The sequence below is a fragment of the Ruegeria sp. CF8 genome (genome assembly GCF_056537285.1).
Genome location: NZ_JBQFRG010000003.1, coordinates 376588 through 390180 on the forward strand (window position 1 = coordinate 376588; position 13593 = coordinate 390180).

General features: G+C 56.0%; 15 protein-coding genes. 11 read left to right on the forward strand and 4 right to left on the reverse strand.

Annotated elements, in window-relative coordinates:
- Positions 1–102: 102 nt before the first annotated feature.
- From ACR0EV_RS09775 to ACR0EV_RS09795, 5 genes are all read left to right on the forward strand, one after another.
- Positions 103–441 (forward strand): P-II family nitrogen regulator, encoded by a 339-nt coding sequence (locus ACR0EV_RS09775; protein WP_050602105.1) that lies wholly within the window; start codon positions 103–105, stop codon positions 439–441.
- Positions 442–474: 33 nt separating this feature from the next.
- On the forward strand, positions 475–1881 hold the full coding sequence (gene glnA, locus ACR0EV_RS09780; RefSeq protein ID WP_480799906.1) for a type I glutamate--ammonia ligase: 1407 nt from the start codon (positions 475–477) through the stop codon (positions 1879–1881).
- A 127-nt stretch (positions 1882–2008) separates the two neighbouring features.
- The gene (locus tag ACR0EV_RS09785) at positions 2009–2656 is read left to right on the forward strand and encodes an MSMEG_1061 family FMN-dependent PPOX-type flavoprotein (RefSeq protein WP_480799907.1); all 648 of its coding nucleotides are present in this window, start codon (positions 2009–2011) and stop codon (positions 2654–2656) included.
- A 66-nt stretch (positions 2657–2722) separates the two neighbouring features.
- Complete coding sequence (locus ACR0EV_RS09790) at positions 2723–3511, forward strand: lytic murein transglycosylase (protein WP_480799908.1); 789 nt, start codon at positions 2723–2725, stop codon at positions 3509–3511.
- A gap of 199 nt (positions 3512–3710) precedes the next feature.
- Entirely contained in the window at positions 3711–4622 is a 912-nt protein-coding gene (locus ACR0EV_RS09795; RefSeq protein WP_480799909.1) for a hypothetical protein, read from the forward strand.
- Between the two features lie 35 nt (positions 4623–4657).
- On the opposite strand, the gene ACR0EV_RS09800 is transcribed toward ACR0EV_RS09795, so the two are convergent.
- Complete coding sequence (locus ACR0EV_RS09800; RefSeq protein WP_480799910.1) at positions 4658–5401, reverse strand: heme-dependent oxidative N-demethylase family protein; 744 nt, start codon at positions 5399–5401, stop codon at positions 4658–4660.
- A 122-nt stretch (positions 5402–5523) separates the two neighbouring features.
- On the opposite strand from ACR0EV_RS09800, the gene dddP reads away from it, so the two are divergent.
- The gene (gene dddP, locus ACR0EV_RS09805) at positions 5524–6867 is read left to right on the forward strand and encodes a dimethylsulfonioproprionate lyase DddP (RefSeq protein ID WP_480799911.1); all 1344 of its coding nucleotides are present in this window, start codon (positions 5524–5526) and stop codon (positions 6865–6867) included.
- A gap of 10 nt (positions 6868–6877) precedes the next feature.
- Here the strand turns inward: dddP and ACR0EV_RS09810 are convergent, their stop codons facing one another.
- Entirely contained in the window at positions 6878–7072 is a 195-nt protein-coding gene (locus ACR0EV_RS09810) for a hypothetical protein (protein ID WP_480799912.1), read from the reverse strand.
- 281 nt (positions 7073–7353) lie between these two features.
- Here ACR0EV_RS09810 and ACR0EV_RS09815 point away from each other — a divergent pair, with 281 nt between their 5' ends.
- Both ACR0EV_RS09815 and ACR0EV_RS09820 read left to right on the forward strand, forming a co-directional pair.
- Positions 7354–8568, forward strand: coding sequence for a bifunctional alpha/beta hydrolase/OsmC family protein (locus ACR0EV_RS09815; RefSeq protein ID WP_480799913.1), 1215 nt, complete (start codon positions 7354–7356; stop codon positions 8566–8568).
- 44 nt (positions 8569–8612) lie between these two features.
- Positions 8613–8759 carry a hypothetical protein gene (locus ACR0EV_RS09820; RefSeq protein ID WP_480799914.1) on the forward strand — a complete coding sequence of 49 codons (147 nt, stop codon included), beginning with the start codon at positions 8613–8615 and terminating at the stop codon, positions 8757–8759.
- A gap of 181 nt (positions 8760–8940) precedes the next feature.
- Here ACR0EV_RS09820 and ACR0EV_RS09825 read toward each other — a convergent pair whose 3' ends face one another.
- On the reverse strand, positions 8941–9501 hold the full coding sequence (locus ACR0EV_RS09825) for a hypothetical protein (RefSeq protein WP_480799915.1): 561 nt from the start codon (positions 9499–9501) through the stop codon (positions 8941–8943).
- Positions 9502–9667: 166 nt separating this feature from the next.
- On the reverse strand, positions 9668–10000 hold the full coding sequence (locus ACR0EV_RS09830; RefSeq protein ID WP_480799916.1) for a hypothetical protein: 333 nt from the start codon (positions 9998–10000) through the stop codon (positions 9668–9670).
- Positions 10001–10088: 88 nt separating this feature from the next.
- Between ACR0EV_RS09830 and purB the strand changes: the two genes are divergently transcribed.
- From purB to ACR0EV_RS09845, 3 genes are all read left to right on the forward strand, one after another.
- A complete protein-coding gene (gene purB, locus ACR0EV_RS09835; protein ID WP_480799917.1) occupies positions 10089–11393 on the forward strand; it encodes an adenylosuccinate lyase in 1305 nt (434 codons plus the stop codon).
- A 379-nt stretch (positions 11394–11772) separates the two neighbouring features.
- Positions 11773–12321 carry a tetratricopeptide repeat protein gene (locus ACR0EV_RS09840; RefSeq protein ID WP_480799918.1) on the forward strand — a complete coding sequence of 183 codons (549 nt, stop codon included), beginning with the start codon at positions 11773–11775 and terminating at the stop codon, positions 12319–12321.
- 69 nt (positions 12322–12390) lie between these two features.
- On the forward strand, positions 12391–13485 hold the full coding sequence (locus ACR0EV_RS09845) for a flagellar motor switch protein FliG (RefSeq protein WP_480799919.1): 1095 nt from the start codon (positions 12391–12393) through the stop codon (positions 13483–13485).
- Positions 13486–13593: the final 108 nt, after the last annotated feature.

Consider the following 13593-nt stretch of genomic DNA (forward strand, 5'->3'; position numbering starts at 1 on the left):
CCGATTTCGATGCATCCCAACCTGCCCAAATCCGCAATCACATTGCCGCCCGATCTTAGACGTGATCACTGCCCCTGAGACAACCATTCAAGGTGAGCCGGGATGAAAAAGATCGAAGCGATCATCAAGCCGTTCAAACTGGACGAAGTGAAAGAGGCGTTGCAGGACGTGGGCGTCCAGGGCCTCAGCGTGATCGAGGTCAAAGGCTTCGGTCGTCAGAAAGGCCATACCGAGCTGTATCGCGGCGCGGAATATGTCGTCGACTTCCTGCCCAAAGTGAAGGTCGAGGTCGTGCTGGACGATGATCAAGTAGATGCCGCCATCGAAGCCATCGTTTCGGCCGCCAAGACCGACAAGATCGGTGATGGCAAGATCTTCGTCTCGCCCGTCGAACAAGCCATCCGTATCCGCACCGGCGAGACCGGTTCGGACGCACTATAACCCTCCAATCTTCAAGTCAGAGGAATCTAGAGAATGAGCAAGGACGCAGTTCTTAAGCTGATCAAGGACGAAGACGCAGAATACGTCGACATCCGCTTCACCGACCCGCGCGGCAAGCTTCAGCACGTGACCATCATGGCCGATCAGGTCGACGAAGACTTTCTGGAAGAAGGCTTCATGTTCGATGGTTCTTCCATTGCCGGTTGGAAGTCGATCGAAGCATCCGACATGAAACTGATGCCCGACACCGACAGTGCTTATGTCGATCCGTTCTACGCAGAAAAAACCATCTGCGTTCACTGCTCGGTTGTTGAGCCCGACACCGGCGAAGCGTATGAGCGTGACCCGCGCGGCACCGCTCAGAAAGCCGAAGCCTACCTGAAATCATCGGGTATTGGTGACGTCGCCTACATGGGCCCTGAAGCCGAATTCTTCCTGTTTGATGATGTTCGTTTTTCGAACAGTATCAACAAGGTATCCTACGAAGTTGATGCAACTGACGCGTCGTGGAACACCGACACCGAGTACGAGATGGGCAACATGGGCCATCGTCCGGGCGTCAAGGGCGGTTACTTCCCAGTAAACCCCATCGACGAAGCACAGGACCTGCGGTCGGAAATGCTGTCGACCATGAAGCGTCTGGGCATGAAGGTCGACAAGCACCACCACGAGGTTGCCTCGTGCCAGCACGAACTGGGTTTGATCTTCGACAGCCTGACCAAACAGGCCGACGAACTGCAGAAATACAAGTACGTCATTCACAACGTGGCCCACGCCTACGGCAAATCGGCCACCTTCATGCCGAAGCCGATCGCGGGTGACAACGGCACCGGCATGCACGTGAACATGTCGATCTGGAAAGACGGCAAACCTCTTTTCGCCGGTGACAAATATGCCGACCTGTCGGACGAAGCACTGTACTTCATCGGTGGTGTTCTGAAGCACGCCAAGACCCTGAACGCCTTCACCAACCCATCGACCAACAGCTACAAGCGCTTGATCCCGGGCTTTGAAGCACCTGTTCTGCGCGCCTACTCGGCCCGCAACCGTTCGGGTTGTGTTCGTATTCCGTGGACCGAGAGCCCGAAAGCAAAGCGCGTCGAGGCCCGCTTCCCCGATCCGGCTGCAAACCCCTACCTGGCGTTTGCCGCACTTTTGATGGCCGGTCTGGACGGTATCAAGAACAAGATCGATCCGGGCGAAGCCATGGACAAGAACCTGTACGATCTGCCTGCCGAAGAACTGGCTGACATTCCAACCGTTTGCGGCAGCCTGCGCGAAGCTCTGGAAGCTCTGGCATCGGATCACGACTTCCTGCTGCAGGGCGACGTGTTCACCAAAGACCAGATCGATGGCTACATCGCACTGAAGATGGAAGAGGTCGAAACCTACGAGCATACCCCGCACCCGGTTGAATACGGTATGTATTACAGCTGCTAAACCGGATTTGGGTTTACATCTGCAAGGGCGTCCAATCGGGCGCCCTTGTCTTTTCTACCGGTATGATTTGACGCGTCGCCTGAGTTTCAACAAACTCAAGAGGACACTCCCAACCGGAGACAACAGTATGGCCTTCAGCACTTCACCTTTTTCGAAATACTCAAATATCGTGACCTCCGAAAAAGAACTGCTTCAGATTTCCGGCGCCCCTCTCCCGCAGATCATTGCCAAAGAGCTCTCTGAACTGGACCAGATGTGCCGCGACTTCATCGCTACCTCGCCCTTCTGCCTGATCGCCTCGGCCAACCCCGACGGGTATCTGGATATTTCGCCTCGGGGGGATCCTGCCGGTTTTGTTCAGGTCTTGTCCGAAACACTGATCGCAATCCCGGACCGTCCGGGGAACAAGCGCGTGGATACCTTCCACAATGTTCTCAAAGACCCGCGCGTGAGCGTGATTTTCTTTGTTCCCGGCAAGATGGAGACACTCAGACTTCGGGGCGACGCCCGGATCTGCGCGGACCCTGAGTTACTGCAGACCATGGCAGTTGGTGACCACGCTCCCAAACTGGCGCTGCTGATCCACGTTCATACGGTGTTTGCCCATTGCCCCAAATGCGTCATCCGTTCAAACTTGTGGCAGCCCGACGCGTGGCCGGATGCGTCGAACCTGCCGAACATGAACGCCATGATGGTGAAACATGCCCGCATCAAGGCCACCCCGGACGAATGGTTCGAAACACTAAAGAAAAAAGGTGAGTTGGACCTCTACTAGTTTCTTTTCCAAACTTAAGCTCCACGCTACGCTGACTTCAGATTTCACCTCAAACGGATTGTGCCTATGTTTCGCTTTGCTGCTATCCTCGCTTTGTCAATGACCTCACCCGTTTTGGCAGCTCCATGCGGTAACACCAGCGCCGGGTTTGAAGCGTGGAAAGCCGACTTTGCCAAACAGGCGCGTAAGGCCGGGGTCAAAAAGAAAGGGCTGCAAGCGCTGTCCCAGACACAATACGCAACGCGCACCATTGCGGCAGATCGCAATCAGAAAAGCTTCAAATACTCGCTGGACAAGTTCATGCGGGTCAGAGGAGCCGACACGATCGTGGCGCAAGGACGTAAACGCAAAGCCGCCAACCCCAATTATTATGCAGCCTTCGAGCGCCAGTACGGTGTGCCAGCTGGTGTGCTGATCGCCATTCATGGCATGGAAACCGGCTTTGGCAACTTCATGGGTGACAGCCAGATTGTTTCCGCAATAACCACTCTGGCCTATGATTGTCGCCGATCCGAGTTCTTTATTCCTCACGCAATTGGGGCACTGAAACTGGTCGACATGGGCAGTATCACAATGGCGACAAAAGGGGCAAAACATGGCGAACTGGGCCATACCCAATTCCTGCCCGGCAACGCCCTGACCTATGGTGTCGATGCCACCGGTGACCGGCGAGTGGATTTCTACAATATGACGGATGCTCTGGCCTCGACCGCGAATTTTCTTCGTAAGAAAGGGTGGAAACCGGGTCGTGGCTACCAACCCGGCGAACCAAATTTTCGCGTTTTGCAGCAGTGGAACGCGGCCTCTGTGTATCAGCAATCCATTGCCATCATGGCCGCCCGAATCGATCAATAGCGTCGCCGCACGGAAAACACGCACCGCTCTCGTTTTCGCCACATTTCCGCCACAGTGACAAACAAAAGCCTTTAGTTTCTTGGTTTCCAAAGCGTAATCAATCGCGGGAAAATTTCGTTTTTTTGCATTTTTCGCCAAATTCTCCCCCAGAACGGTTGCTAGAGTGAGTTTCGAACAAAGCTTGAATAAGGACAAAGCAGTGGCTCGGAAGCATAGCTACCATGGCGGTCTGCAATTTGATGGTGACGCAACTGACGCGCTTGAGCGTTTTGGAACCATCGTTGCGACAACGCTTGAAGACTACGGCCATCTGGTCGAGCGCAAAGCGCTGCTCAGCTATTCCGAGGCCAGCATCGTCTCGAGCCAATATCTGGTTCGGCTGACGCTGGATACAGGCACACCCGAGCAGGAAGACCGTTACGAGCGCATGGATCGCGCCGCGGGGCTAAAAACCATAACAAAGCCCCGCGTCTCGCATCCTCAGAACCGGCTTGTGCTGTCAGTCACCCCCGTGTCGCCGTTGCTGGATGATTCCGAAATCTCAGAGCTGATGCTTGTGGTTATTTTGTACCGCATGGTCGATATCTGCTCGACCCGGCGGATTGAATGGCTGTCGCCGCATACGGTTCTAACTGTCGAACAGTTCATGAGCGCGTTTGACACCCTGACCCCAAGTCGCGAAACGCGAGACAGGAAACAGATTTTTCAGTCCCTGACCGGTCAGTTCGCCGACGTCAAAATGCCTGAACTGGATGACAATGTCACTGCCCTGCATGCTCCGTCGGCTCGGCCGATCCAGCTTACGGATGAACAATTGCTCAGCATCGCGTTCCGCAGCGAAGATGCCGCTCCGTCTGATCGGGCGGTAACGGATGCTGATGCCGCGGCAGACGACGAACGACCAAGCGACATTCTGCGTCTCAGCAGCTGGTGCATGACAGGCGTTCTAGCCAGCGTTTCTGCACCGATCGCCCTGTCAATGGCCGCAGTCAACCTGATCCGGGGCGAAGATTTCCGTCTCAACACCCAAGTGCTCGTGTTCACGTTTGCCATTGTCGCACTGAACGCCAGCAATGCGTTTGCCGACGTAGCAAACGCCTTGGGCATGTAACCAAATTACCAAGACCCTCCTTGGAGGCCCCGCCGTCAGGCGGGGTTTTCCATTTCTGCAACCGCGTGCGCGGCCAGAACATACGTATGAATGGAAAATACGACCGCATTCGTCTTGGGCAGGCGCAATAGAGTTTGCCGCTCGCTCCGTAGATAAGAGTTTTGTTGCCGGTCCCGAATTTCCCGCGGTGCGTGGACACTGCGGGGCTGGAACAGCTCGGGATCTTCATACCAGAGAGCATTGAAACGCCACAAAGGACGACCGGGCTGAATACCATCGAACAGCCGCTGTACCCGCTTCGCGATATTGCTGTCATAGCTTTCGACCGGCACGTGAATGTCGATCAGTGGCCGCATGAATTTTTCCGACAAGCGCCAACTGGCTGGAAAGCACAGGATCGCGCCGGTCAGAACATGCTCATCCCCGTGTTTTTGAAGAATACAGAAGTCTTCCTGCACCAGCTTGCACAGCGTATCCAACGGCTGACTGTAGTCGATGGGAACCATCGCACCATCGGACCTGACAACCGTCTTGCTGGCAGAAGGGTAGACTTGGGCCAACACCAGATCCAGCAACTCGCGCGCGGCGGGTTCGGCCTGAGGATCAAGTGCCAAAACATCGTCTCGGTGGGTTAAAAGCAGCTCTTCACGTCGTTGCATCTGACCAGAAAATGCCTCGTCGCGATGCAGCCAGTTTTCTAATGTCGTCGGTTGTATGCCCGGCAAGGCACGCGTGTTTCGGACATCGTACGGAATTGTGTTTTGCAGAATCTGCCTCATGACAAAGGCTTATCATGCCCCAGACAACGTGTCGGTCGAAAACGACAACCTCGCGGTCGCATTTTTTTCAGACGCTGTAGATCGGCACATTAGTTTTGCCAAAGCACATAACGAGGCCAGCCATGAATCATCACTACAGAGACACGCGCAAGATCGATCCCAGCAAAGGCGCAACTTTGGGTGACGGTACTCCAAACGACAATGACCGGATTGAGATCGGACCGACGCAGCTGGCGTTTGACGAATGGGCCGCTGCGGGGCTGGAATTGCCCAACCTGACCCGTATGCGGGAACATCGCTGGAAGCGGCTGACACAAGGTGTTGTGGATCGTGGGTACGGCGGCGTGCTGATGTTCGATCCGTTGAACATTCGCTATGGGACCGACAGCACAAATATGCAGCTGTGGAATACGCACAACCCGTTCCGTGCTGTGTTGCTGTGTGCCGATGGGTACATGGTGATTTGGGACTACAAGAACTCTCCCTTCCTCAGCACTTTCAACCCCTTGGTGCGTGAACAACGCTCAGGCGCTGATCTGTTTTACTTCGACCGGGGCGACAAGGTCGACGTGGCGGCGGATGTGTTCTCGAATGAAGTGCGGGTGCTAATCGAAGAGCATAGCGGCGGCAACAAACGCCTGGCCGTCGACAAGATCATGCTACACGGCCTGCGCGCGCTTGAGGCGCAGGGGTTTGAGATCATGGAAGGCGAAGAGCTGACCGAAAAGACCCGTGCCATCAAAGGACCGGACGAAATCCTTGCGATGCGCTGCGCCAGCCATGCATGCGAGACAGCTGTAGCTGAAATGGAGAAATTTGCCCGTGCCAATGTGGGCAATGGGAAGACCTCGGAAGATGACATATGGGCTGTCCTGCATGCGGAAAACATCAAGCGCGGCGGGGAATGGATCGAAACGCGCCTTCTGGCCTCGGGTCAACGTACGAACCCGTGGTTTCAGGAATGCGGCCCACGGATCACTCAGCAGAACGAGATCATCTCGTTCGACACCGATTTGATTGGATCCTACGGAATTTGTATCGACATTTCCCGCAGTTGGTGGATTGGTGATCAGAAGCCGCGTGAAGACATGGTCTACGCCATGCAGCACGCACATGAACACATCATGACCAATATGGAGATGCTCAAGCCCGGCGTGATGATCCCGGAACTGACGGCAAACTCCCACAGGCTGGACGACAAGTTTCAGGCGCAAAAATACGGCTGCCTGATGCACGGCGTGGGCCTGTGCGACGAGTGGCCGCTGGTGGCCTATCCCGATCAAGCTGTCAAAGGGTCATACGACTATGCACTGGAACCCGGAATGGTTCTGTGTGTCGAGGCTTGCGTTGGCGAGGTTGGCGGTGACTTCAGCATCAAGCTTGAAGATCAGGTTCTCATTACCGAAGACGGCTATGAGAACCTGACAAAGTACCCGTTCGATGCCCGTCTAATGGGGGGTGAGTGAGGCCAACGCCTCACTTTGACCAATGCGACCGGCGGACATTGCCGTGCCAGTCTTCCAGGATCGGTTCGTCTTGAACCTGTGGCCCGCTCAAGTTTGCGGGCCAGGACTGTCCAGCGACAAAGCCTGCTAAACCGGCCAGTAGCAACGCAATGATCCACAGCGGGTGCATCACAGGGGTGCGGGCGGCGAGTTCTGCGTGTGACATGGGTATCTCCTTGGTCGACAACTTCGATCCTTAGATGTGCCCAATTAGACTATAAGTAAAATGAATGTTTGAACTATGTAACTTCACATTACGTGATGATTTAAGTGCAATCCTGCGTGACCGCCCCCTCAAACTTGGCGCTCCGCGAGATGATGTTTCACAGGTCAGAAAACACGCACAAAGTTCTCACCTTCACGTGACGCGACTGACATAAGGGTTGAGACCGGACCAACATAAACCCACTATTGTCGGTGTTCCCCCAACCCATTCAAGGAGCCGACATGCCCACGGAACGCATTACCTTTGCCGGACATGACGGCAGCCAACTGGCCGCGCGTCTTGACCTGCCGGACGGTCCGGTGCTGGCGACAGCGCTCTTTGCCCATTGCTTTACATGTTCCAAGGATATCCCGGCAGCCCGGCGCATATCTGCCCGACTGGCTGCCATGGGTATAGCGGTTCTGCGTTTTGACTTTACCGGGCTGGGCCATTCCGAGGGTGAGTTCGCCAACACGACCTTTTCTTCAAATGTCGAAGACCTGATTGCCGCTGCACAATACCTCGCTGGGCGGGACATGGCCCCGGCCCTGTTGATCGGACATTCGTTGGGCGGCGCAGCGGTTCTGCGTGCACGGGCGGGCATTCCGTCGATTAAAGCCGTGGTGACAATCGGGGCACCGGCAGACCCAAGCCATGTCTCGCATCATTTCGAAGACGCTCTGCCGCAGATTGAACAGGACGGCAGTGCCGAAGTCACATTAGGCGGACGTCCTTTCCGCATTGGCAAAGCCTTTGTAGATGACATCGCGCAATCTGCCTTGTCGGCGTCGATTGCCGAACTCAAAGCAGCGTTGTTGATCCTTCACGCACCGCGGGATGAAACCGTCAGCATCGATAACGCCAGCACGATTTTTCTGGCGGCAAAACATCCCAAAAGCTTTGTGACCCTCGACGATGCCGATCACCTGATCACACGTGCTGAGGATGCCGAATATGCGGCTGATGTGATAACCGCTTGGGTTTCGCGTTACGTAAAGCTATGCCCACCCGCCCCACCACCCGGGGCCCCGGAAGGTGTTGTGCGTGTCACCGAGGCTGACCCAAGTGGCTTTATGCAAGATATTCAGGCAGGACCACTCCACCACGCAGTCGCGGATGAGCCGGTCTCGTATGGAGGTACAGACAAGGGCATGTCCCCTTACGGGTTTGTTTCCGCTGGTCTGGGCGCTTGCACATCCATGACGATCCGGATGTACGCGCGGCGCAAGCGCTGGCCTCTGACAAATGTCAGCGTTGATGTCTGTCATGACAAAGTGCATGCGCAGGATGCAGGTCTGGCCAACGAGGGCAAAGTGGATCAGTTTCGTCGGAAAATCCGGCTGACCGGTCCGCTGGATCAATCGCAAAAACAGCGCTTGCTTGAGATAGCAGACAAATGCCCGGTGCACCGAACGCTGGAAGGTTCCGCCCATATCACAACCGAGCTTCTGTCATAAAAAAGGCCGCCTGTCTGGCGGCCCTGATTTTTAGCGGCGCGGTGATGGCCGATGAATGGGCGGCCGTGCCGCAGGTGGACGCGCCGTTGGCGGCCTTGGCCGTGCAGGCGGTTTGGCAACCGGCGGTTTCGGACGTTCAGGACGAACCGGGCGATCAGGCCGGTTTGGTCGATCAGGGCGGTCGACGTTGATATTAACGTCTCGGCGGTAGTAATCGTTCCAAAGCATCGAGTCGTAGAACGGGTCGTACCCATATCCATATCCGACACCAACCGAGACGCCGTCACAGGCCGACAAGCCAAAGCTTGCTGCCCCCAGCCCAAGTGCAAGAGAAATTCGTCTGATCATCTGTAAGTTCATCGCACCTTCTCCCTACTGAAGCGACCGGAACGACGCGAAAACTGCGTTCAGATCGTCAGCATAGTCCGGATTCGCACCATCGCGCAGGATGGCCACGGCAACTGCAACGCGGCCTCGTGGCAGATCAATGAGCGTCGCTGTAAAGCTCACTCCTCTGCCTTCGCGGCGTCCGGTGCCCCGGAACACCTTTGCCGGCAATCCTCCGATGCGTGTGTCGCTGGTGCTTGTGATGGTGGGGTCGTTGACCAGAAACTTGTCAATATCCTGCAAATAGCGGACACCATCCTGAATGGATGAAACCCCTTCGGGTGAAACAAAGCCCATCCAGACTGTATCATCTGTCACCGGGCGCATCCCCATGACGCGGGACACTCCACGCGTATCACCCAGCTCTGAATCTTCGATCTCTCGCGGGCCGCCAGTGCGCAGCACCCAAAAGTCAGGGACGCTAAAACTAAACAACGAACGACCATCTTCGGTGTAGGTCACCGGAGTATCGGCCGTCACTGACCCTGCCCCGCTCAGCCAAACAGCAGCAAATGCGGCAAGCAATGAACCTGAAAATAAACGCATATCTCAATAACCTGATGATTTCCTCAAACGCAGCTTGACCCTTCAAGATGCAGTTTGTCCAGTACCGGCACTTATCGGCCGGGTGGGTTGCAACGCCCCATGGCAGCTTTCAAAGCGCTGTAGCCATCGCCAACGGGTCTTCAGATCGCTAAATGCGCTAGCATCTTTATTGCACGTAAACGCCGTCTGTCTGGCCGCCTGCATCATCGACGAACCGGATCGTATCCTCATTGCGATAGACGTCGTAGCAGGCCCACAAGTCTGAAGGCGGCCAGATCGAACAATACTGATCCTCGCGCACCGCCCAGCGCCCGGCGCTTGGCCCGCCCGAGAAGTACTGCGTGCTCATGCCGGCCTCGAAGGTTTGCCAAACCCCTGCACCATATTCCAGCTTCTTGTCCGTCAACGCGGCCAGTATTTCGTCCCCCGACAATTTCTGAAAGCCATCTGCGGCCAAAACACCCGGCCAAAGGGCTAAAATCAGGGCAAACCGTCTCATAGGCGTTCTCTCGTCTTGTTCCCTGCTGCACACAGGGCTAAACCCCGCGCCAACGCCTCATCCCAATCACAAAAAGGTGCTGCCGCCAATGATTCCTCGTTATTCCCGCCCTGACATGGTCGCCATCTGGTCGCCCGAGAGCAAGTTCCGCATCTGGTACGAGATCGAGGCACATGCTTGCGATGCCATGGCCGATCTGGGCGTCATCCCGCGCGAAAATGCCGAGGCCGTTTGGAAAGCCAAGGACGTGGAGTTCGACGTAGCCCGTATTGATGAGATCGAGGCCGTCACCAAGCACGATGTCATCGCCTTCCTGACCCATCTGGCCGAGCATGTGGGCAGCGAAGAAGCCCGTTTTGTGCATCAGGGCATGACCAGTTCCGACGTGCTGGACACCTGCCTGAACGTACAACTGACCCGCGCAGCTGACATCCTGATCGCGGATCTTGAAGGTCTTCTGGCCGCCCTCAAGCGTCGCGCGATTGAACATAAGGACACTGTACGCATCGGTCGTAGCCACGGCATCCATGCCGAGCCGACCACGATGGGCCTGACCTTTGCCCGCTTCTATGCTGAGATGGACCGCAACCTGTCGCGCATGCGGGACGCTCGCGCTGAAATCGCCACCGGCGCGATCAGCGGTGCGGTTGGCACCTTCGCCAATATCGATCCGCGCGTCGAAGAACATGTCTGCGACCAGATGGGGTTGGTGCCTGAACCAATCAGCACGCAAGTCATCCCGCGTGACCGCCACGCCGCATTCTTTGCGACTCTGGGTGTTATCGCCAGCAGCATCGAAAACATCGCCATCGAAATTCGTCACATGCAGCGGACCGAGGTGTTGGAAGGGGCCGAGTTTTTCTCGATGGGTCAGAAGGGTTCTTCGGCCATGCCGCACAAGAAGAACCCGGTTCTGACCGAGAACCTGACAGGTCTGGCGCGCATGGTCCGCGCGGCCGTGATCCCTGCGATGGAGAACGTCGCGCTCTGGCATGAGCGCGATATTTCGCATTCGTCAGTTGAACGCATGATTGGGCCGGACGCCACGATCACGCTCGACTTTGCGCTGGCCCGTCTAACAGACGTTGTCGACAAGATGCTGATCTTCCCCGAGAACATGATGGAGAACATGAACAAGTTCCCCGGACTTGTCATGAGCCAGCGGGTTTTGTTGGCGCTGACCCAAGCCGGGGTCAGCCGTGAAGACGCTTACGCCATGGTCCAACGCAACGCGCTGAAGGTCTGGGAACATCGCACCGACTTCAAACAAGAGTTGTTGGCAGATGCCGATGTTACCGCTGCGCTCAGCCCGGAAGAAATCGAAGAAAAATTCGACCTTGGCTATCACACCAAGCATGTCGATACGATCTTTGCCCGAGTGTTCGGCGAATAATTCTTAAGCCGATCAAGCAGTTCTGGGGCCCGGTTCGCGCACAGCGATCCGGGCCTTGTTCTTTTGCCAGATCATCAAAAATCGGTTATCTTGTCCGCGCATTCCCCAACAGGAGAAGCTTGATGATCCGGACTTTGATTTGCGCATTGGCCCTTGGCTGCTCAGCCTCCGTCGCCTTGGCCTGCAGCGCCCATACTGAACAAACGCAGTCCTGCGCGCCGGGAACTCAATGGGACGCCGAGGCCCATAGCTGCGTAAAAATTGTTAATAGCTAAGGTTTTTCTTTCCTACTTGTGAATAAAAGCGACAGCGCAATTGTTAGCCTTTTATCAAATCGCGCTATGCTTGATCAGAGCAGCCCAGAGAACGGAGTAGGAAAATGCGCCTTGTTTTAGTTTCAGCTATTGCCCTTCAGGCTTTTGCCTTCGCACCGGCTTTGTATGCAGCCGGCGGCGGCGGCAGCACCACGACCCCACCAAAACCGACGAATACGACCAAGAAGTGCCTTTTTGGCCGCGTCTACGACAAGGACGCGGGGCGTTGTGTTAAACCGAACAAGACCAATTTCACCGATGATGAACTTTATGACGCCGTGCGCGAGCTGGCCTATGACGGGCAATTCGAGAACGCTCAGAACATTCTTCGCATCATGGATCAGGACGATGATCGCGTCCTGACGTATTGGGGCTTCACTTACCGCAAAATGGGTGAGCTTGAGCTGGCAAACGTCTTCTACACCAACGCCATCGACTCCAATCCCGACAACATCCTCGCCCGCAGTTACATGGGACAGGGCTTTGTCGCCGAGGGCAGAACCGATCTGGCGATCGAGCAATGGCGTGAGATCAAAGCACGTGGCGGTGAAGGAACCTGGGCCGAGGCATCGCTGCGCGAAGCCATCCGCACCGGGCTGACCTATAACTACTAAACTTCAAGGTTATTTAACCCGATTCTCCGTAATCTGCCTGTGGTTCAGAAATTTTGGCACCACAGGCAGATGCAGGACACAAACGCATTAATACAAGCGGCACCCGGCGCAACCGCTCCGCTTGCCGAAGGGAATGACAACAAACCGCGGCTTGTTCCCAGGACATTGACCAGCCGCCAGAAAGCCGCGGTTGTTGTACGCCTTTTGCTCAACGAAGGCGCGGATCTTCCTCTTGAAGAACTGCCAGATGACCTGCAAGAAAAATTGACACACCAGCTTGGCGAGATGGGTCTGGTGGATCGCGTAACTCTGGATGCCGTGGCGCAGGAATTCAGCGAGGCTTTGGATAACCTTGGGCTAGCTTTTCCGCACGGGCTGGCAGGGGCACTGGATGCAGTAACCGGAAAGATTGCCCCCAAAACAGCCGCCCGCCTGCGCAAGGTGGCGGGTGTTCGTCAGGTTGGCGATCCATGGCAAAGGCTGCGCGACATCGCAGCCGAGGATCTTGCCGTCATGGCTCAGGCGGAAAGCACCGAAGTGGCAGCTGTGATGCTATCCAAAATGGACACCGCTCAGGCTGCTCAAATGCTGGGTCATATGCCCGGCCCGGTGGCCCGTCGGATCACATACGCGGTTTCAAAGACGGCAAACGTCACACCTGATGCGGTCGAGCGGATTGGCTGGTCTTTGGCTGCGCAACTGGATCAGCGCCCGGCTCAGGCGTTCGATGACGGCCCGGGCGCGCGTGTTGGCGCGATTTTGAACCAGTCTGCGGCTGCGACGCGTGACGATTTATTGAATGCGCTGGACGAGGATGACGCTGCCTTTGCCGATCTTGTGCGTCAATCAATCTTTACCTTCGCCCACATCTCCAGCCGTATCGCAGCCCGCGATGTCCCAGCCATACTGCGTGAAGTCGACCAACCCGTTCTGGTGACCGCTCTGACCGGGGCGGCCGCAGATGATGACAAAGCATCGGTCGAGTTTCTTTTGTCCAACATCTCGTCCCGCATGGCAGACAATCTGCGCGAAGAGATGGGCGAGCGTGGACGCGTCAAGCAATCTGAAGCTGAAGACGCGATGACACAGGTGGTTGGTGCCATTCGGACATTGGCTGATGCAGGAACAATCGCTTTGGTCGAACCCGAAGAAGAAGTCGAATAGCACTTAAGCCAAGTATAGGCATCTCAACCCATCCACTTTGTGTGTCATCCTGCTGAACGCTTGAGCTTACCCAAATCGGCCTGTATGTCTGGCCCAGAACTACGCAAC